The following is a 19,515-nucleotide window of genomic DNA, read 5'->3' on the forward strand; positions in this document are numbered from 1 at the left end:
ATAGTGGTTTTTTACTGTCTACATCCATTAAACCCGCGTCATTACTGGCCTGAGCATCTATCAGGTAGACAGAGTAGACAAGGTGGGGGTAGGCCTAAAACTTTTTAAACGAGGGGGTAAAAATAAAAATGCACACATCAGAAAAATTTAACAATCAGAAGAAATCACATAACCGCGCCATTGACCTTACAGAGCACTGGCTGAGGGTGGCGATAAAAATCATCGACCGCAACGCGGGAGAAGGATACGCGAAAGCGCATCCCGAACTGATAAGCGCATTCATGAACACAGCGGCGGCAAACTTTGCCACGCTGACAGAACGGGAGATTGCGGAAGCGGAACAGGTGACAACTATCAACGTTAAAACCGGAGAACAGACAGCATGACAGCACAGATAGCGGCTTACGGGCGGCTGGTGGCTGACCCGCAGTTAAAGACCACCAGCAAGGGAACACAAATGGCGATGGCGAGTATGGCTGTTCCCCTGCCGTGCAGCCAGGCCGATGACGGAACGGCGACAATGTGGTTATCCGTCCTGGCGTTTTGCAGACAGGCCGACGCACTGGCAAAACACCGCAAAGGCGAACTGGTGAGCGTGGCGGGTAACATGCAGGTAAGCCAGTGGACAGGCCAGAACGGCGAAACGCGGCAGGGCTGGCAGGTTATCGCAGACAGCGTAATCAGTGCGCGAACGGCGCGACCGGGCGGCAAAAAAGGCCAGCAGGGCCAGGCTACTGACGCACTGAACAGGGCAAAACAACAGGCGGGAAATGATGATCCGTACGGGGATAACATACCGTTTTAAGCAACGAGTGACAGAAGCCGGGATTTTTCCCGGTTTTTTTATGGGTCCTTCCTGAAAAATGGAACACCGAGGGGATGCGGACGCGCAGAAAACGGCTGGTTTTTGCATTTTCATGGTGGCGGCAGCATGTGTGATAATTAATTGATAATTAAAAATTATTTCTGTTTTCACCTGTACAATCTTTTTTCTCCCCCTGTCATCAGACCAGTTTGCAATTAATTGAAATATATAAACAAATTTGTTTTTCACCTGCCAAATGGAGCTGCCTATGTCAAATGTGATTGGGATTGGTGATGCTTATCACTGGCACACAAAAATGAATATTGCATATTTTGCAATGCAATTGATCATCATTGCATTTTGATCAACACTGCACACTTCAAATATCAGTCTGAAACGAGGTGTTACGTGAACGAAAAGAAAGCTGTATCGGTTTATCTCGACAATGAAACGGCGCTTGCCCTGTACCGTTTGCGCGAAGATATTCGCAAGAAAAATGCAGAAACGGGAATGGATCTTCCCACGCCAACAGTCGGCTGGCTTGCCCGTTCATTGTTGCGTCAAAGCCTGGGAATTAAGGCAGACAAAAAAGATTTGCCTCATGAGGGGTAAGGTTGATGGAAATTTCATTGTATGAGCCAATCGAAGGCGTAACCGCAAGACAGTTCCGCGATTCACTTATGGCTGCAAAAGGCCCGGTTACGGTTGCCATAAACAGCGGTGGCGGAAATGTAACTGACGGCATGGCGATGTTTAACGCCCTGAGAACGTACAAAGGCCACACGGTCGCAAGAATCGACGGTATCGCCGCATCAATGGCTACCATTGTTGCGCTCGGTGCCCGGCGTGTCGTGATGGCTGATAACGGCTGGTGGATGATCCATAACCCGTGGGGCGTTTTTGTTGGTGAATCGGAAGATCTCCGCAAAAAAGCCGACATGATGGAAAAAATCGGCAAGGCAATGCTTGATACCTACGTTGCCAAAACCGGATTACCGGAATCAGAAATCAAAGCCATGATGGATGCTGAAACATGGCTGACGGCTGAGGAAGCGAAAGAAAAAGGATTTATTGATGAAATTTATCCGGCAGAGGGACAGGCATTAGCCATGGCCCCTGGTTGCGGATCACTGGTAGAGAAATTTACCAGAACGCCGGAAAGCATCATCGCATCGATGAAGAAAGGCGACACGGGATCAGCAAACGAAAGAGAGAAGCGAAAAAAAGAAGCCGACGTTTTGTTTGCTTACTGGAAGAATTCTTCGTATGAGTGGTTGCCAGGAATTGTTGAAGAATTTATCAGCGGTTCCATCACTGCCGAAGAAGCACGTAAAAAACACTTAGAAAAACTGGCGGAAGAGACAACGCCGTGCGCAGGACCAGGAGCAATGAACATGTATGCAGGTAACGGTAATATTGTTGGGGATTCAGTAAAAGCGGCGCTTATGGCACGCAGTGGACTGGCGGATGTGGAAAAAGATAACCGCTATAACGGTTATTCATTGCGGGAACTGGCGCGCGCTTCTCTGGTGGATCGTGGGGTAAGCGGCATTCCAGGTAATCCGCTGGGCATGGTTGGAATGGCGTTTACTCACAGCAGTAGTGATTTTGGCGGCATTCTTGCGGACGTGGCGCATAAATCATTACTGAAAGGCTGGGAAGATTCGCCGGAGACGTTCCACGCCTGGACGAAAAAAGGCACTCTGACAGATTTTAAGGTTGCCCATCGTGTTGGTATGGATGGTTTTAAATCTCTGCGAAAAGTTTTGCCAGGCAGCGAATATAAATACGCGTCCACGTCCGATCGCAGCGAGCCAATTGCACTGGCAACTTATGGCGAACTGTTCAGCATAGATCGCCAGGCAATCATCAATGACGACATGAGCGCACTGACTTCAATCCCCCAGCAAATGGGGGCAGCAGCAAGCCGCACAGTCGGGGATCTGGTTTATGCCGTTCTCGTGGCCAATCAGAAGATGGGCGATAAAAACCCGCTCTTTGATGCGAAACACAGCAATCTGATTAACAGCGAACTTGATATTCCAGGCCTGAGTGCAGCCCGTAAAGCTATGCGTATGCAAAAAAATAATGCTGGTGCTGTACTGAATATTCCGCCTCGTTTCCTGTTAGTTCCGGTAGAACTGGAAGACAGAGCAACCCAGCTTATTCGTTCTACGTCGCTACCAGACGCGCAGAACAGCGGTGTGTTTAACCCATACAATGATGCACTGACAGTAATCACAGAGGCGCGACTTGATGCCGACAGCGTGAAATCCTGGTATCTGCTTGCGGGTCAGGGAAGTGATACAATTGAAGTCGCTTATCTCGATGGTATTGATACCCCGTACCTGGAACAGCAGCAGGGCTTTACGGTTGACGGCGTAACTTTCAAAGTGCGCATTGATGCCGGAGTTTCTCCTCTGGACTGGCGCGGGATGGTTAAGTCATCAGGTGGTTAACAGATAATCAGGCATGTTATGTTTTTTTGCGGCCTTCGGGCCGCTTTTTTTATGGGTCCTTCCTGAAAAATGGAACACCGAGGGGATGCGGACGCGCATAAATCGAGAGATTTTTGATATTTTATGCGTGCAGCAGCATAAGTTTAATGCTTTGATTTTTAACATTATTGATTTGTTTTGTTGAAAAAGCGACCGTGCAGTGAGGTGGTAAAGTGGAACTGAGCAAAATGCAGGTTAATGTCTCACAACTGGCAGACCTGGTAGGCATGAATCGAAATCTTGTTTCACGCCGTTTGCGTGAGCTGGAGCTTGTTGGCGGGAATGGTGAGAATCTTAAACTGTATGAACTCGGTCCGGCACTTCAGGCACTACTGACCCCATCAATGAAAGAAAATGGTGAAATGTCACCACAGGATCGGAAAGCCTGGTATCAGTCAGAAAATGAAAGGCTGAAATTTGAAGCAGCTTCACGTGAATTACTCCCTGTCGAAGAGGTGGCCCGTGAATATTCATCTCTGGCTAAAGCCGTAGTCATGGTGCTGGAAACGTTGCCGGATATTCTTGAGCGCGATTGCGCTCTCCAGCCTTCCGCAGTCATACGAGTGCAACGCATTATTGATGATCTACGTGATGAAATGGCGAGAAAAATTGCAGAAAGCGATTCAGATAATGGCTGGCCTGCATGTACAAGATGAGTGAACTGCTGGAAAGAAACGGCTACGGGAAAGAACCATTATCGTGATGGTATTGCGATATCAAAATTCATTTATAGCGACATATTTAGCTTTTAATTAGTATTGCCGCCTTTTTTTCTTTTTTATCACTTAAACAGGTACTAAATCTTGGACTATGTAGATGGGGCCATAGCAAAATAGTATTTTATAATCATTTAGTTACCTTTTATTTACTTCTTCCTGGATGGAAGGGCCGGCTGCTGCGTATCAGACCTGGGCGCAACTGGTTTACAAACTACTGACTGCTGAGCAGGAATATGAAGCCACAGGCAGTGAGGAAACACTGAAGGCGGTGATTAACACCGACTGGGGATTACCTTATTTGCCTCGTTCCGCAATGGAGCTGCGTAGTGCGGATGTTCTGATGCAGCGGGCCGAGGACTACGGTAAGCGCCTGGTACCGCCGAAAGTACGTTTTCTTATTGCGGCTGTGGACGTGCAGGGCGGGAAGAACCGACGGTTTGTGGTGCAGATTATTGGCTATGGCGAGGACGGCGAACGCTGGCTGGTGGACCGTTATAACATCCGACAGTCATTGCGCTGCGATGAAAATGGCGAAGCATTACCTGTGCATCCCGGGGCTTATCCTGAAGACTGGCAGTTGCTGGTCACCGATGTACTGGAGAAAACGTATCCGCTCCAGTCCGATCCGGCCCGCAGAATGCCTGTACTGGCAATGGCGGTGGACAGTGGTGGTGAGGACGGGGTGACGGATAACGCCTATAAATTCTGGCGAAAATGTCGTCAGGATGGACTGGGGCGACGGGTTTTTCTGGTAAAGGGAGACAGCACGAAACGCCAGAAAATTATCACCATCACACACCCGGATAATACCGGGCGAAGCGATCGTCGTGCTGATGCTCAGGGAAAGGTGCCGGTATATCTCCTGCAGACAGACCTGCTGAAAGATCAACTAAGCAATAACCTGCAACGTGAAATGCCCGGACCGGGCTACATTCATTTTCCTGACTGGCTCGGGGAGTGGTTTTATGAAGAGTTGACCTATGAGGAACGCGGTGCTGACGGGAAATGGCGCAAGCCGGGAAAAGGGAATAACGAAGCGTTTGACCTTTTTTGCTATGCCCATGCTGTCGCCATTCTGCGTGGCTATGAAAAAATCCGTGACTGGAGCAATCCTCCCCAGTGGGCAAGGGGGCAGGATGCTGATGCGGGGGCTTCAGCAGACAGACGTTCTTCCGGCACAGTGGACAAGAAAAACGTTGCCGGAAGAGATGAGCGGCAAAAAGCAGCGTCGCCGGAAGCGTTATCCGGAAACTGGTTATCACTACCCCGAAACGGAGGATGGTTGTGAAAAAAGATGAGATTTTCCAGATGCTGGTTATCGTGCGTCAGGCATACAGGGATTCCCTGGATGGTAAAAGTGTGTCTTTTACCGGGGTGAATGGCAGGGCGATCACCAACCATGATCCTGTTGCATTGCGCAGGGAGCTTGAATACTGGGAAAAACGCTGGGCGGCGGCCTGCCAGCCCACAAGGAAACCGTACAAACTCGCCCGTTTCTCCTGAGGTTTTTTTATGGGTTTTTTTGATAAAGCACTTGGCGCAATTGCGCCAGGGTGGGCGGTTTCGCGCGCCAGAAACAAAATGCTGCTGAGAGCTTATGAGGCGGCGCAGCCTTCACGCCTGAATAAAGCCCGGCGCGAGAGTCGTTCTGCCGAGACTGCGGTTTTTTCTGCCTGTACCTCGTTAAGGGAGCAGGCCAGGGCGCTGGATGAAGATCACGATATCGTGATTGGTCTGCTGGATAAGCTGGAAGAGCGGGTTATTGGCGCGCAGGGGATCCAGGTTGAACCACAACCACTGAGAAGCGATGGCACCCTGCATGAATCGCTGGCAGAGCAGATCTCGGCATTGTGGTCTGAATGGTCTGTTCGCCCTGAGGTCACGGGGATGTTCACCCGTCCGGAGGCCGAACGGATGGCATTGCGATCTGCTTTGCGTGATGGCGAGATGTTCGTACAACTGGTGCGTGGTCCTGTCGCCGGTCTGAATCATTCCACTGTGGTGCCATTATCACTGGAACTTCTCGAAGCAGATTTTGTTCCGGTCAGTCTGAACACGAACGCGGGTCAGCAAGTCCGTCAGGGCATTATTCTTAACAACTGGGGGCGGCCTGTAGGGTATCGGGTTTATAAATACCATCCTGCAAATATGCGTGGATTCAGCGCCGATCTCAAAACTGTTCACGCAGACAGCATGCTTCATCTGGCGATGCGGAAACGGCTTCATCAGGTGAGAGGTGTCAGCCTGTTACATGGTGTGATTCGCCGGATTGCTGATCTGAAAGATTACGAAGAATCAGAGCGTGTGGCTGCCCGTATTGCTGCCGCGCTGGGTTTCTACATTAAGCGTGGTGATGCCGCCAGCTTTCCGACGGATAACGACTGGACACCCACAGAACAAAAACCCCGGTATTTTGATATTTCACCGGGCATGATTTTTGACGAACTGGCCCCCGGTGAAGATCTGGGGATGGTGGAGTCGAATCGTCCGAATGTTCATCTTTATGAATTCCGGAACGGGCAGTTGCGTGCTGTGGCTGCCGGAACCCGTGGCAGTTATTCCAGTATTGCCCGTGACTATAACGGCTCCTACAGTTCGCAGCGTCAGGAGCTGGTGGAAGGTTACGAAGGCTACGGGGTTTTACAGCAGTGGTTTGTCGGTCAGTACAGCCGCCCGGTGTACCGGGCATGGCTGGAGCAGGCGATACCTTTTCTTGAAATTTCTCCTGATGTGGATATGTCCACACTTTTCAATGCCACTTATCTTGGCCCGGTGATGCCGTGGATTGATCCGGTGAAGGAGGCTGCAGCATGGCGGGCCATTCTTCGCGGTGGTGCCGGGACGGAGGCTGAGTGGATACGTGCCCGTGGGCAGTCACCGCAGGAGGTCAAACGTCAGCGACTGCGTGAAACTGAATTTAACCGGGAAAACGGGCTGGTGTTCGATTCTGACGCCGCTAACGATAAAGGAGCGATCCCTGATGCAGCAAATGATAAACCCGCGTCTTCGCGGGACGATGATTAATCCCCGCGCCAGCCTTGCGGGGGTGGATGCCGCTAATGGTCAGTGCTGGTATGAAATCCGTGCACAGACTGCCGGGCGGGTGGAAATTTACCTCTATGACGTGATTGGCGGATGGGGCATCACCGCGCAGCAGTTTATTTCTGACTGTAAAAATGCGGGAGTGTTTGAGGCCAGCGCCATTGATCTGCATATCCACAGCCCGGGCGGTGATGTGATGCAGGGCTTTGCCATCTTTAACACGCTGTCACGCCTGAAAGCGAAGGTGGATATCTGGGTGGACGGTGTTGCTGCCAGCATGGCCTCCATGATTGTCTGCCTGCCCGGCGCCACCGTGCATATGCCTGAAAACGCCTGGCTGATGGTGCACAAGCCGTGGGGCGGGATCGCCGGTGATTCTGATGATATGCGTGATTATGCCGACTGGCTGGATCGCAATGAGGCGCTGATGCTGTCAGCCTACATGAATAAAACCGGACTCGGGCAGGATGAGCTGGAAGCCATGCTGAAAGCAGAAACCTGGCTGAACGGTGCTGAAGCCGTGGAAAAAGGCTTCGCTGATACGCTTGAACCTGAATTACAGGCTGCGGCCTGTGTGAACCAAAATAAACTGAAGGATTATCATAACATGCCAAAACAGCTTAACGCGCTTTTTGCTCCACGTGCAGAAACGACGAACGGACAGCCGCAGGAGACGAAAGCAACCCCGCAAAATGCGCAACAGATCGCTGCTCAGCAGACACCATCAACCGGAAATGTGGATATCAGCGCAATTGCTTCGCAGGTTCAGCAACAACTGATGGCAGCCAATGCGGAACGTGTGCAGGCGGTAACCGCAGTTTTTGCCTCTTTCCCGTCTTATGCCGCACTGAAAGCGGAGTGTCTGAACGACATGACCTGTACGGAAGCACAGGCCCGTGAAAAACTGTTGCAGGCGCTGGCAGCCGGAACGACACCAAGTGCAGGCCCGGGCGCTGTTCATATTCATGCCGGGAACGGTAATCTGGTCGGCGATTCCATTCGTGCGGCTGTGATGGCACGCGCCGGATATGCCGAAGCAGAAAAAGATAATGCTTATAACGGTTTTACTCTGCGCGAGCTGGCGCGTGCTTCGCTGGTTGATCGCGGTATCGGTATCTCCGGTCATTCCGCACCGATGGCGATGGTTGGGCTGGCATTTACTCACAGCAGCAGCGATTTCGGCAATATCCTGATGGATGTGGCTCATAAAGCTGCGTTGCAGGGATGGGATGATGCCAGCGAAAATTTTGACAAATGGACCCGCAAGGGAACGCTGACTGATTTTAAAACCGCGCATCGTGTCGGGCTGGAAACTTTCCCTACGCTGCGAAAAGTATTGCCGGGGGCTGAATATAAATATGTGACCCTGAAAGATCGTGGCGAACCGATTGCACTGGCGACTTATGGCGAATTGTTCAGCATTGATCGCCAGACCATCATCAATGATGACCTGGATATGCTGACCCGTATTCCGATGGCAATGGGGGCGGCAGCGCGTACTACCGTGGGTGATCTGGTCTGGGCCGTGCTGACCAGCAATCCGAAAATGTCGGATGGTAAACCGCTGTTCCATGCAGATCATGGCAACCTGGTGACTGCCGATTTGTCTATTGAGGGGCTGGATTCCGGGCGTAAAGCCATGCTGCTCCAGAAATCGGGTGACCGTCGCCTGAACATTCGTCCTGCTTTTATGTTGACGCCTGTTGCCATTGAGTCGCGTGCCAATCAGTTGATTAAGTCTGCCAGCGTGCCTGGTGCAGATGCGAACAGCGGCATTATTAACCCGATTCAGAATTTTGCCACGGTTCTGTCAGAGGCCCGTCTTGATGACAGCAGCCCGACGGATTATTACCTGGTGGCAGCGCAGGGGCGTGACACGATTGAAGTGGCTTACCTCGACGGTATTGATACGCCGTATCTGGAGCAGCAACAGGGCTTTACGGTTGATGGTGCAGCATTCAAGGTGCGCATTGATGCCGGAGTGGCACCGCTTGACTGGCGTGGCATGGTCAAAGTGAAAAAACAATAAATAACCGCCGGACAGGGCGGTTTTTTTATGGCTGAAGCGGCGCACTTTGTGCCGCATTTACCGGAGAAAAAAATGTCAAAAAATTTTGTTCAGGACGGAAAAAACGTCGACTGGCTGAATGGGACCGGAAAGGCGGTGTCATCTGGCGATCTGGTTGTTCAGGATAATCTTGTTGGTGTTGCTCACGCTGATATTCCGGACGGGGATGTGGGTATTCTGCATACGACGGGAGTTTTCTCTTTGCCTAAAGAGGCAGAGGCGCTGACGCAAGGCAAGCTGGTGTATTTCAAAGCGGATACGGCAACACTGACTGCAACGAAATCAGGTAATACGCTGGTGGGAACAGTATGGGCATCGGCTGAAGCCGGAGATGCCTGTGTTTGTGTGCGTCTGGGGTACTGATGCATCGATTTTATAAACGGCTGATGCGGGCAGATGCCCGCATTTCCCGGCTTTTTTCCGAGGAGTGTCCGGCGATACTGTCTATTGGCAGTGAGCGTCGCCCTGTTATGGTGATTTTTGAATCTCCGGATGCGCCGGTTCGTGTTCCGGGGGGTGGAGAAATTAACGATCAGGCTCCGGCATTCAGCGCACTGACAGAGGATATTAAGGGACTCAGCACAAACTGCGCAGTGGAGCTGAACCACGAATTTTACCGCGTCACGCATATTGGTGCGGATGAAATGGGGCGCACACGCGTAACGCTCGGGCGTGGACGGGGGACGTCATTACCGACCATCGAATGGAGTAAAAAATAAACTTCATAAGGAGATATCGCAATGGCGCGGACATCACGCATCCGGCGAAATCTGTTGTTCGATATCGACGTAGATGAATTGCGGGATATTGCGGCGCAGGCTGGTGCAACGCAGCACCAGTTCCGTATGGCCTATTCCCGTGCGCTGAAGCGAACAGCATCAAAAATGCGCATGAAGGCGCTTGCGGAACTGAAAACCGGTCTGGCGCCCCGCAAAATGGACATGCTGCGCAGGCGCCTTTTTTCCACTCGCATTACCCGGGGTAATGCAATGGATGAAGCCCGCTTCTGGTTTGGTCTTAATGCGATCAAGATAAAGGATCTGCGCGGACGCATTCGTGGGCGACGTGTTCGTCATCATGATCTCCGTGACCCGGTAACCGGGCGGTTTATCAAAGAGAATCGTGTCCGACGGCGTCGCCGCAAAGCCAGCGATCCGGTTTTTGAACCCAACGGTTCGTTTTTATCTCCCACCGCATATGAAAACGGGCTGGTGATACGTAGTCGCAAAGAGAACCGACGAACAATCATCATCAAAAATCCGGAAACCGGGCGTGTCCGGGAGGCTGAAGCCGGTATTTATGCCCGTACGATGGATTATGTTGAAGATGTGGCTTTTGCAGAGTGCCTGGAAATTTTTATGAAAGAGTTCGAATCAGACATCCGGCGACGTGCGAAGTATGGCATTACCGTGAACCCCCGATAAAAAAACGTGAGGATGTAATGGCTGAACCCTTATGCATGGCATCCTGGCACACTGCTGTGCTGGATGCCCTGAAAAAACTTAAATGGATCAATGATGCGGACACCTATCCGGAACGGGTCACGCAACTGGTCACTCCGGCGGTATTTCTGGCGGTGGATGGCTGGGATGCGAAAAGCAATGCAGACGGGCAGATGACGGTGGTGTTGTCTGCCGCGCTGTGGGTGCTGGTTGACCGTGCCGGTGAGCCGGATAAAGAAAAAAAAGAAGAACGCAAGGCGATAAAGCCGGATATTTTTATCCGTTCGGCGGCCGCCGCGTTGTCGCACTGGCTCGACGGGCAGACGTTCGGACTGGCAAATGTGGAGCCTGCCATTTTTATTTCGGCGGACGCAGATGAAACCGATCCGCGCCTGGATGATTATCTGGTCTGGCAGATTTCATTTAACCAGACGGTGACGTTTGGTATGGATCCCTTTGCCACGGATAACCTGCCGCTACAGCGGGCCTGGCTGGGCGTGGCACCGGAGATCGGGCGACAGCATGTGGATGATTATCGGCTGATTTTTGAGGGAAAGCCACGTGAATGAGGTTCTGGGGGATTTACAGCGCCGTCTGGCAAATATGGTCCGGCGCGGGGTGATCCACTCGGTGCGGCTGGACGGTGGTTTTCCGGAATGCCGCGTGGATCTGGGGGATATTGTGACCACCTGGCTGCCATTATGTCAGGGGTTTGCCGGAAAAAACCGGGCAGATTTTGAGCCGTTTGCTGTGGGTGATGCGGTTACGGTGCTGTCAGAGGCCGGGGAGCTGAATAACGGTCGTGTTTTTCCCGGCTGGAATACCGGTGCGGCACCGGCTCCGCAGGGCAGTGACAGTGAGCACATCACCCGTTACGGAGATGGCACGGAAATTTGCTATAACCGGGAGACGCACTCACTGACCATTATTCTGGCGGAAGGGGGCACCTATGCCATTACCGGGAATGGTGTGCTGGACGGAAACGTCATGATCTCAGAAGACCTGATCGTGAACGGACGCACGATGGTTGAAGGTGAAGTGGTGGTGAAAAGTGATTTTTATGCAAAAGGAGAGGTGACGGATAAATCCGGCAGCATGAGCCGGATCCGGGAAACGTTTAATGGACACGACCATCCCGGAGACAGTGGGGGAACCACGAAAGTACCGAATCAGAAAATGTGACCTGCTGCGGCAGGTTTTTTTATGTCCGGAGAATGCAAATGGGGCAATTACATGGTGTGGAAACCATCGAGCTGACAGCAGGCACGGTGGCGGTAACCACAATAGAGACAGCCATTATTGGTGTGGTGGGAACCGCGCCGCAGGCTGCCGGAGCTGTGGCAGCGACACTGACAGCGGGAACGCCGCTGCTGGATAACGAGCTGACCTTTACGGCAAAAGCGGGGGGACGGAGCGGAAATACCATTACCGTTATTGCTGAACAGGCTGTCAAAGAAAAAAGTGCGGGTGCGGTCCCCACGTCAGCAAAATGGGAAAACGGAAGCCTGTTGATTACGCTGGGTTGCAGTGAAAAGGGGGCAGGTAATGCCACCGTCAGTGATGTTGTGACGGCTGTGAATGGGGTGGCGGGAGCCGGGGTGAGTGCCACCGGAAGCGGTGACGGTGTTGTGTCGCCGTTTTCCGGAACACTGAGTGGCGGTGAAGATGAACCGTTTCCGCTGAACACGCCAGTGGCGATGGCGGGAACGACGGCGCTTTCACGTCTGGGGGGCAGCGGAACACTGAAGCAGGCGCTGACGGAGGTTAACGACCAGCGTAACGCGCTGTCGGTGATCGTCCGGGTGGAAGAAAAAACGAAGCCGGAAGAGCAGCGTGCTGCCATTCTTGCGGGGATCAGCGTGCTGTCATCGGCAAAATCCGTCACCACGTATCAGCCACGTATTGTGATCGCACCAGGATTCAGTGAAGACGATGCGGTGGGTAAGGCACTGGAAACTGTGGCCGGAAAACTGCGGGCAGTGGCGTACGTGGATTGTGCTGCGGGCGCGACATTGCAGGAAGTGGTGCAGCGTCGCCAGTCTTACGGTGCCCGGACTGAATTACTGCGCCCGCGTGTGCAGGTCAGTAATGCAGAGGGGCAGCTGGTGTATCGCCCGTATTCGGCGTTTGCAGCCGGACTGCGTGCCCGTATTGACTATGAAAAAGGGTGGTGGTGGAGCAAATCAAACCAGGAGGTTTACAACCTCCTCGGTGTTGAGCAGGTGGATGAATTTATCCTCGGTGAGCGTAACTGCGATGCCAACTTGCTTAATATGCAGAATGTCTCCACCCTGATTCGCCGCGCCGGATTTAAACACTGGGGAAACCGGCTGTGCTCGTCCCATCCCCAGTGGCATTTCGAGTCTGTCCGCCGTACTGCGGATGTGATTGAAGACAGTATTCAGGAGGCGATGCTGGCGTATGTTGACCGCCCGCTCGATCGTCAGAATGCGGACGACATCATCGGCACCATTAATGCGTATATGCGCCGTCTGGTGGCCGAAGGTGCCATCTTCGGGGGGCGGGCATGGTTGGATCCGGAACTGAATACCGCCGAAACGCTGGCAGCCGGTGAACTGTACATCAACTATGACTTCGGTCCCAAATCGCCGACGGAACTTATCAGCATGCGGGTGAGCGTCAACAACGAATACGGCATTAAGGAGATGACGGCAACATGAGCAGTAAAAACACATTACGCGCCTGGACTTTTTTCCGCCAGGGGATCCGTATTCAGGGAGCGCATGAGTTCACGCCACCCACGCTGTCCATAACCACCACTGATTTACGCACCGGGGCACAGGATGCCCCCACGCCGGTTGACGACGGCATGGAGGCGCTGACCTGCCAGATTAAATTCTATGGTCTGGATACAGACATGCTGTCCAGTCTCGGATTTGTCAGTGGCAACCGCTCCCGCTTCACGGCCTATCAGGGCTATCTGGCGAACGGCACCGCGCTGGGGACCACCGAAGAAATCGAAGGTTTTGTGAAAACGGTGACGCCGGATGCGCGCGGAAACAGCGGGCTGTCAGAAAATGCGATGACAGTGGAAATCGCGGTGAATTATTACCGTCAGACGCTGGAGGGGAACGAACTCATTATGATTGATACTGAGCGTTTTGAACGCCGGATCAACGGTGTGAATGTACTTGCCGGTCTGTCGGCAAAAGTGCGTCTCTGATTAACACATAACGGCCTGCGGGCCGTTTTTTTAAGGAGCAGATTATGAATATTCCGGGTGAAACCCGCACCATCACACTGTACACACCTGTCACTCTGGGGGGCGGGGCTGTGCTGGAACACATCACCATGCGCGAACCGCTGGTGCGCGATCGCATTGCCTTCACCAAAGACCGGGGAACAGAGGAGGAAAAAGAGGCGCGTATGATTGCGCAGCTTTGTAATCTGAGTGAGCAGGATATCTGGCTGCTGACCGCAGCGGATTATGCCCAGCTGACGGATGCCTTTAATGTTTTTATGCTGCCACCCGGGAAGCGACCGAAACCGAAATCTTCAGAGGGTTAAGGTTTCTCGGGCGGCGGCTGCATTTTCCTCTTTCCGATTATCTGTCCATGCCGTTCAGTGTGTTTACGGCATTTTTACTGGATGAAGTGGAGGCAGTAAAACGTGGGAAGCGTAAGCCAGAATCTTAAGGCCACCGTGTCGTTCGGGGGCAAACTGGACAGTTCGTGGCGCCGTTCGGCGACGGATCTGCGAAAAAATCTGCAGGATGTGGAGCAGCAGGCTGCGCGTTTACGTAAGGAGCAGGCAGAGCTGGCAGCAGAAATGAAGCGGGCGGCGCTGGCAGGGAAGCGTTTTAAGTCGATGGAGGATGAATACGCCCGGCTCACTGCTGAAATTAAGAAAGCGGATGCGGCCCAGAAAAAACTGAACCGAAGCCTTGAGCGTCGCGATCGGCTCGGACGTTTTATGGGGAAGGGAAAAAGTCTGCTTGCCGGAACCGGCAAATTTGCCTGGAATGCCGGTCTGGCGATGGGGGGCGGTGCCGTGACCACGGCACTTGGTGCGCTGATTGCTCCGGCTGCCATGAATGCGCAGACGGCTGAAACAGCGGGTAAAGCGACTGCGTATGGCGTGGATACCCGCACGTACATGAACTGGGACGCCCTGGCAAAACAGTACGATATGACCGGCGATAATATCGGGGATTTATTTGAGGAATACCTGCATAAGGCCGGGGAATATAAACAAAATGGCAAGCAGAGTTCGCTTTCTGACGCCTTTGAAACGCTGGGATTTAAGGAGGGCGATCTTGCCGGACTGAGTGATAAGGCGCAGTTCGAAAAAATTATCGACAGGGCGCTGTCTCTGGAAGATGAATCAAAGGCATCTTTTGCGCTGGATGCATTGTTTGGTGGTGAAGCCAGTAAACTGCTGATGCTGATCAAACGTTCAGGAAAAAGCTTTCAGGAACTGCTGGCTGAGCAGGATAAATATAACCTGGTGACAAAAGAGGGTGTGGCTGGTGCACTTGCCGGAAACAAGGCTGTTTCTGATTTGCAGCAGGTTTTTTCTTCTGCGGTTGCAGAAATTTCCGGACAACTGGGCGCAGAGCTGGCCCCCGCTATACAACAGACAGCGGGTGACCTGGCAGAGTGGTTTAAAGGCGGGGGCATTAAAAAAGTTGTGTCTTTTCTGAGGGACACGCTGTATCCGGCGGCCCTGAAGTTCGGCGAAGGCGTCATTTTTGTCGGAAAAATTATTTTTGCAGTAGCCAAAAAACTCGCCTGGTTATTACCGGATGAACAGGGCGATCAGAAGCAGATTCTGGAGTATATCGGGCGTGGTGACATGACCGCTGCCCGGACAGTGGCCCGGAACAGCGGGCAGGATGCCTGGCTTGATGAGCAACTGAAAAATAATCCGGATTTTGAAAAGAGTGTCCGTGAAAAATATAACGCCGCGAAGGGCTTTATGGGCATTGTGGATACGGATGCGTTTCATGAATCGGTGAACAGTTACCTCACGCCGGAAAAAACGTTCGATTTTTCGTTGCCGGCAGCGCAGGCAGGATCTGCCGGAAAACAGGATGATCCTTTTGCCAGTGCGGGGGCATGGCAGGCTGCCGTGCAGGCCATTCCTGTTGAGAGCGGACAGTCCGGCGCACAGCTGAATGACAACAGTGTGAAGAATTATAACTTCAACATTGTTGCGCAGCCCGGACAGAGCGAACAGGGTATTGCGGACGCCATTGCCGGAATGACGAAAAACAACCCGGCCTTCAGTGGTAATAATGCGTTGTGGGATGGAGGAAGTGTCTGGTGAGTGTGGGGTCGGTTATTGCTCTCGCTGAAGACAGCCTTCAGCGTGACAACAGTTATCTCCGTGGTGCTGCAGATGCCAGAGTCATGCTGATGCTGGGGGATTTCGCCTTTTCCGTGGATACCACGGCATATAACCAGCTGACCCGTGAGGCCGGGTGGACCTGGAGCGAGCAGTCGCGTATCGGGCAGCAGAGTCTGCTGCAGTACACCGGGAAAAACGGGCGAACCGTCCGCCTTGAAGGGGAATCGCACGCCTTTTTGGGGAAGTCGGGGACGGAGGCGGTGAACACGTTGTATGACCTGGCGAATAAGGCTGAGCCGCAACTGCTGGTCAGCGGAGAAGGTGATGTGCTGGGATGGTGGGTGGTGGAGCGTTTTTCTGATTCCACCGACCGCTTTTTACCTGGTGGCGGGCACCGTAACAAAAAGTGGAGTCTGGAGCTGAAACATTATGCCGACGACCTGGATAACCCGTGACGGGGATGTGCTTGATGCGGTTTGCGCCACGCATTACGGCACGGAAAATCTGTCTGCCGTGCTCACTCTTGTGCTGGAGGCCAATCAGGGGCTGGCAGAGAAGGGCGCGGTTTATCCGGCGGGGATCCGCATTGTGTTGCCTGAAATCACACAACAGGTGTCTGAGTCGCCATACAGCCTGTGGGATTAGGGGAGAAGATGATAACGTCATTATCAGAACAGCTGCAGGCGATAAATGCTGCGTATCAGGCGTCCCTGAACAGTGAGAAGAAACAGGAAACCATTGCCACGACCGTCCGGGAATTCTGCCCGGCGTATCGGGTGACAGCTGAAGGGCGGGATATCACGCGGGTGCTGGCCCGTTATCTTGTGGATATCACCCTGACGGATTACGGCGGAGCCACCGCCAAATCTGATGAACTGAAAATCACTTTGCTTTCTGAAACACTGCCCCTGCCGACAAAGGGGGCGCGTCTGCGGGTGGCGATGGGGTTTAACGGTAATCTGGTGGATAAGGGCTGGTTTGTGGTGTGCGGCGTGAGCAGCAGCGGCCCGCCGCGGCGGATCGAGATTTATGCTACCGCTGCCCCCATGAATGCGGAAAAGCAGTCCGGTGATGTGCTGAATCAGAAAACACGCAGCTGGGATAATCTCACGCTGGGTGATCTGGTGAAAACTGTTGCCACGGAAAACGGACTGAAGGCCCGGGTGGCGGAGAAGCTGGCGGGGATCCGCATTACCCATGTGGATCAGGTGGCAGAATCGGATGCCAGCCTGTTGTCCCGCCTTGCCCGGACGTATAACGCCGTCAGTAAACCTGCCGGAGGTTACTGGTTGTTTCTGGAGCAGGGAGCCGGAACCACCGTATCGGGCGCGCCCCTGAAGACCGTGACGCTGACGCCTTCCGTGGTGTCATCCTGGAATTATCAGGAAGGTGAACGGGGGAGCTCTACCGGAGAAAAGAAGAAAGAAAAAATCACGGTTCGTTATTTTGACAAGGCTGACGGGCGAACCAAAACGGCAACCGTGGAGCATGACGGCTCGTCGGTGACCAGCCCGTACACGCAGCCGGAAAAGGAAACGGCTGAACAACAGGCAAAATCAAAAAAAACGCAGGCGCAACGCAACAGCCGGAAAATGACGCTGACGGGGCCGTGCCGTCCTTCATATGTTGCCATGACCGCCGAATCCGGCGTGGTGACATCCGGATTTGGTAAGCGGGAAGATCGCCGCTGGCTCGTGGAGTCACTGGCGTTTTCCCTCTCTTCTTCAGGCTTTACCTTCACGTTTAATCTGGTGGCTGAAATCAAAAGCAAAAAATCCGGTGATAAAACAGGGCCGGATTATTTTGGTACCGGATCGGGAAAAAAATAATCATGAATGGTGTGAACTGCCGGACAGGGAAGCGTCTGTCCGGTGCGGCGCATCTGCGCCAGTCTGTCAGCGATATTCTGAACACGCCAGTGGGAAGCCGTGTTCTGGTCAGGGATTACGGCAGCGATCTTTTTGAATTGCTGGACTCTCCCCGGGATGACCTGTTGAGGCTGCGCATAATAGCTGCCACGGCGACGGCGCTGGCACGCTGGGAGCCCCGGCTGAAAGTGTCAAAAGTGATCGTAACGTTTCCGGAGGATGAGGCCGGATGTGTGGTGGATATCATGGGGACGAATACGGAAACCGGTACACAGGTGACAACAGGAGGAATAACCGTTTATGGCAGAAAGTTATGATGTGATCAATCTTTCGGATTTGCCCGTACCGGATGCCATCGTGGTGCCTGATGCGGCGGTGATTTTCGGGGCCTGGCTGGCACGTCTGCGCGAACTGGATCCTGAATTTGATGCCCTGGTGGAATCCGACCCGGCTTACAAGCAGGGCGAAGTGACAGCCTTTCAGCTTACCCTGGCTTTTCAGCGGGTGAATGATGCTGTGCGGGCCGTTTTTCTGGCAAGTGCGCAGAATGCCGATCTCGATCAGATTGGCGCGGCGTTCAATGTCGGACGTATGGTGATTGTTCCGGCAAATCCGGATGCCGTGCCTCCGACGGATGCGGTTATGGAAGAGGACGACGCTTTTCGCGAACGCATTCAGTTGTCCTGGTCGCAACTGAATACTGCAGGCGCCCGCAATGCTTATCGTTTTCATGCCCGTTCTGCTGATGAAGATGTGCTGGATGCTGATGCCTATGGTCCGGAAGAGCACGGGCGTGCGGGGGAGGTGGATGTCTACGTATTGTCCCGTGAAGGAAATGGCACTGCCAGCGAGGCGTTGCTGGATGCGGTCAGTGCGCGGCTGAATGCTGATGAAATTCGTCCGCTGACGGATTTTGTGACGGTGAAAAGCGCCATTATTAATGACTATACCGTGACGGCTGAGCTGGAAATACCGGACGGTCCGGATGCCGGTGAAGTGCTGGAAAATGCGAAAAACACGCTGATGTCTTATACCCGGCTGGCAAACCGGATTAATGGCATGGTGCCGCTGTCCGCTATTTACGCAGCACTGCAACAGACCGGTGTGGCGCGGGTTATTCTGTCCAGTCCCCGGGCTGATATTGAACCGGCAACCGGTACGGCTCCCCGTTGTGCCGCCGTTAATGTGACGCGCAGAGAGGTGTGGTGATGACAGAGACGTTTCGCTCACTTCTGCCGCCTTCCGCTGTCAGGCCGGAGCGGTCACAGGAGCAGGCCACAACAGAAAGTATCCTGACGCTTGATGCGGATATGGTCAGAAAGGTGAAAAATCCGGATACCTGTCCGTTGCATCTGTTGCCGTGGCTGGCATGGGAGTTTGCTGTGGATTTCTGGCAGGACGACTGGAGCGAAGAGCAGAAGCGGCAGATTTTACGTGATGCGGCATATGTACATCAGCACCGGGGGACGGCGGGGGCGGTGCTGCGGGCGCTTGGTGCGGTTGGTGTTCCGGCAGCAATCAAAGAGTGGTGGCAGGATTCACCGCGCAAAAAACCGTACACTTTTCGTGTGGAGCTGTTTTTGCGGGAAGGGGCTGACAGTGTGCTTTACAGTCGGGTCAGGACGCTGGTCATTAAGGCCAAGAATTTACGCAGCGGCCTGAGCACCATTGACGTAAATACGGATATCGGAAAGGACAGCCAGTTTTATGTTGGTGGCGCGGTGACCGCGCATATTGATGTGGTGATTGAGGCGGGAGAATAA

The 19,515-nt window shown here is 53.2% G+C and carries 23 protein-coding genes and 1 pseudogene; all 24 read left to right on the forward strand.

Features of this window, described 5'->3' with window-relative positions:
* The first annotated feature begins 128 nt into the window (after window positions 1–128).
* The 24 genes and pseudogenes from FFT88_RS03215 (at window position 129) to FFT88_RS03330 (ending at window position 19,515) form a co-directional block, all read left to right on the forward strand.
* A complete protein-coding gene (locus tag FFT88_RS03215; protein WP_135404135.1) occupies window positions 129–386 on the forward strand; it encodes a hypothetical protein in 258 nt (85 codons plus the stop codon).
* The gene (locus FFT88_RS03220; protein ID WP_135404136.1) at window positions 383–805 is read left to right on the forward strand and encodes a single-stranded DNA-binding protein; all 423 of its coding nucleotides are present in this window, start codon (window positions 383–385) and stop codon (window positions 803–805) included. Before FFT88_RS03215 ends, FFT88_RS03220 begins: the two co-directional genes overlap by 4 nt.
* 408 nt (window positions 806–1,213) lie before the next feature.
* A complete protein-coding gene (locus tag FFT88_RS03225) occupies window positions 1,214–1,417 on the forward strand; it encodes a hypothetical protein (RefSeq protein WP_001003170.1) in 204 nt (67 codons plus the stop codon).
* A 5-nt stretch (window positions 1,418–1,422) separates the two neighbouring features.
* Window positions 1,423–3,264, forward strand: a complete 1,842-nt coding sequence (locus FFT88_RS03230) for a ClpP-like prohead protease/major capsid protein fusion protein (RefSeq protein WP_135404137.1) — start codon at window positions 1,423–1,425, stop codon at window positions 3,262–3,264.
* Window positions 3,265–3,476: 212 nt separating this feature from the next.
* The gene (locus FFT88_RS03235; protein WP_135404138.1) at window positions 3,477–3,959 is read left to right on the forward strand and encodes a DUF1441 family protein; all 483 of its coding nucleotides are present in this window, start codon (window positions 3,477–3,479) and stop codon (window positions 3,957–3,959) included.
* A 220-nt stretch (window positions 3,960–4,179) separates the two neighbouring features.
* Window positions 4,180–5,310, forward strand: a pseudogene (locus FFT88_RS03240) (terminase gpA endonuclease subunit); the annotation flags it as partial.
* On the forward strand, window positions 5,301–5,525 hold the full coding sequence (locus FFT88_RS03245) for a hypothetical protein (RefSeq protein WP_000260557.1): 225 nt from the start codon (window positions 5,301–5,303) through the stop codon (window positions 5,523–5,525). The pseudogene FFT88_RS03240 and the gene FFT88_RS03245, both read left to right, overlap by 10 nt.
* 9 nt (window positions 5,526–5,534) lie before the next feature.
* Complete coding sequence (locus FFT88_RS03250) at window positions 5,535–7,046, forward strand: phage portal protein (RefSeq protein ID WP_135404139.1); 1,512 nt, start codon at window positions 5,535–5,537, stop codon at window positions 7,044–7,046.
* Entirely contained in the window at window positions 7,003–9,093 is a 2,091-nt protein-coding gene (locus FFT88_RS03255; RefSeq protein ID WP_135404140.1) for a ClpP-like prohead protease/major capsid protein fusion protein, read from the forward strand. The genes FFT88_RS03250 and FFT88_RS03255 overlap by 44 nt, the downstream gene beginning before the upstream one ends.
* A gap of 72 nt (window positions 9,094–9,165) precedes the next feature.
* Window positions 9,166–9,495, forward strand: coding sequence for a DUF2190 family protein (locus tag FFT88_RS03260; protein ID WP_071290241.1), 330 nt, complete (start codon window positions 9,166–9,168; stop codon window positions 9,493–9,495).
* On the forward strand, window positions 9,495–9,851 hold the full coding sequence (locus FFT88_RS03265; RefSeq protein WP_000554575.1) for a hypothetical protein: 357 nt from the start codon (window positions 9,495–9,497) through the stop codon (window positions 9,849–9,851). The genes FFT88_RS03260 and FFT88_RS03265 overlap by 1 nt, the downstream gene beginning before the upstream one ends.
* A 21-nt stretch (window positions 9,852–9,872) precedes the next feature.
* Window positions 9,873–10,556: a hypothetical protein gene (locus tag FFT88_RS03270; protein WP_135404142.1), complete on the forward strand. Its 684-nt coding sequence runs from the start codon at window positions 9,873–9,875 to the stop codon at window positions 10,554–10,556.
* Window positions 10,557–10,573: 17 nt separating this feature from the next.
* Window positions 10,574–11,143 carry a hypothetical protein gene (locus FFT88_RS03275; protein WP_097728341.1) on the forward strand — a complete coding sequence of 190 codons (570 nt, stop codon included), beginning with the start codon at window positions 10,574–10,576 and terminating at the stop codon, window positions 11,141–11,143.
* Window positions 11,136–11,756: a phage baseplate assembly protein V gene (locus FFT88_RS03280; RefSeq protein WP_046788663.1), complete on the forward strand. Its 621-nt coding sequence runs from the start codon at window positions 11,136–11,138 to the stop codon at window positions 11,754–11,756. Before FFT88_RS03275 ends, FFT88_RS03280 begins: the two co-directional genes overlap by 8 nt.
* A gap of 38 nt (window positions 11,757–11,794) precedes the next feature.
* Entirely contained in the window at window positions 11,795–13,255 is a 1,461-nt protein-coding gene (locus FFT88_RS03285; RefSeq protein WP_135404143.1) for a phage tail sheath C-terminal domain-containing protein, read from the forward strand.
* Window positions 13,252–13,758, forward strand: a complete 507-nt coding sequence (locus tag FFT88_RS03290; protein ID WP_135404144.1) for a phage major tail tube protein — start codon at window positions 13,252–13,254, stop codon at window positions 13,756–13,758. Before FFT88_RS03285 ends, FFT88_RS03290 begins: the two co-directional genes overlap by 4 nt.
* Before the next feature lie 44 nt (window positions 13,759–13,802).
* Window positions 13,803–14,102 carry a phage tail assembly protein gene (locus FFT88_RS03295; RefSeq protein ID WP_001025007.1) on the forward strand — a complete coding sequence of 100 codons (300 nt, stop codon included), beginning with the start codon at window positions 13,803–13,805 and terminating at the stop codon, window positions 14,100–14,102.
* Between the two features lie 102 nt (window positions 14,103–14,204).
* Window positions 14,205–15,863 carry a hypothetical protein gene (locus FFT88_RS03300; RefSeq protein WP_135404145.1) on the forward strand — a complete coding sequence of 553 codons (1,659 nt, stop codon included), beginning with the start codon at window positions 14,205–14,207 and terminating at the stop codon, window positions 15,861–15,863.
* Window positions 15,860–16,339 carry a phage tail protein gene (locus tag FFT88_RS03305; RefSeq protein ID WP_135404146.1) on the forward strand — a complete coding sequence of 160 codons (480 nt, stop codon included), beginning with the start codon at window positions 15,860–15,862 and terminating at the stop codon, window positions 16,337–16,339. The genes FFT88_RS03300 and FFT88_RS03305 overlap by 4 nt, the downstream gene beginning before the upstream one ends.
* Complete coding sequence (locus FFT88_RS03310) at window positions 16,314–16,529, forward strand: tail protein X (protein WP_135404147.1); 216 nt, start codon at window positions 16,314–16,316, stop codon at window positions 16,527–16,529. The genes FFT88_RS03305 and FFT88_RS03310 overlap by 26 nt, the downstream gene beginning before the upstream one ends.
* A gap of 11 nt (window positions 16,530–16,540) precedes the next feature.
* A complete protein-coding gene (locus FFT88_RS03315) occupies window positions 16,541–17,713 on the forward strand; it encodes a contractile injection system protein, VgrG/Pvc8 family (RefSeq protein ID WP_135404456.1) in 1,173 nt (390 codons plus the stop codon).
* Window positions 17,714–17,715: 2 nt separating this feature from the next.
* Window positions 17,716–18,069, forward strand: a complete 354-nt coding sequence (locus FFT88_RS03320) for a GPW/gp25 family protein (protein ID WP_105224473.1) — start codon at window positions 17,716–17,718, stop codon at window positions 18,067–18,069.
* Window positions 18,053–18,961 (forward strand): baseplate J/gp47 family protein, encoded by a 909-nt coding sequence (locus FFT88_RS03325; RefSeq protein WP_135404148.1) that lies wholly within the window; start codon window positions 18,053–18,055, stop codon window positions 18,959–18,961. Before FFT88_RS03320 ends, FFT88_RS03325 begins: the two co-directional genes overlap by 17 nt.
* Window positions 18,961–19,515 carry a phage tail protein I gene (locus FFT88_RS03330; protein WP_135404149.1) on the forward strand — a complete coding sequence of 185 codons (555 nt, stop codon included), beginning with the start codon at window positions 18,961–18,963 and terminating at the stop codon, window positions 19,513–19,515. Before FFT88_RS03325 ends, FFT88_RS03330 begins: the two co-directional genes overlap by 1 nt.

The sequence above is a fragment of the Escherichia sp. E4930 genome (assembly GCF_005845405.1).
GTDB lineage: Bacteria > Pseudomonadota > Gammaproteobacteria > Enterobacterales > Enterobacteriaceae > Escherichia.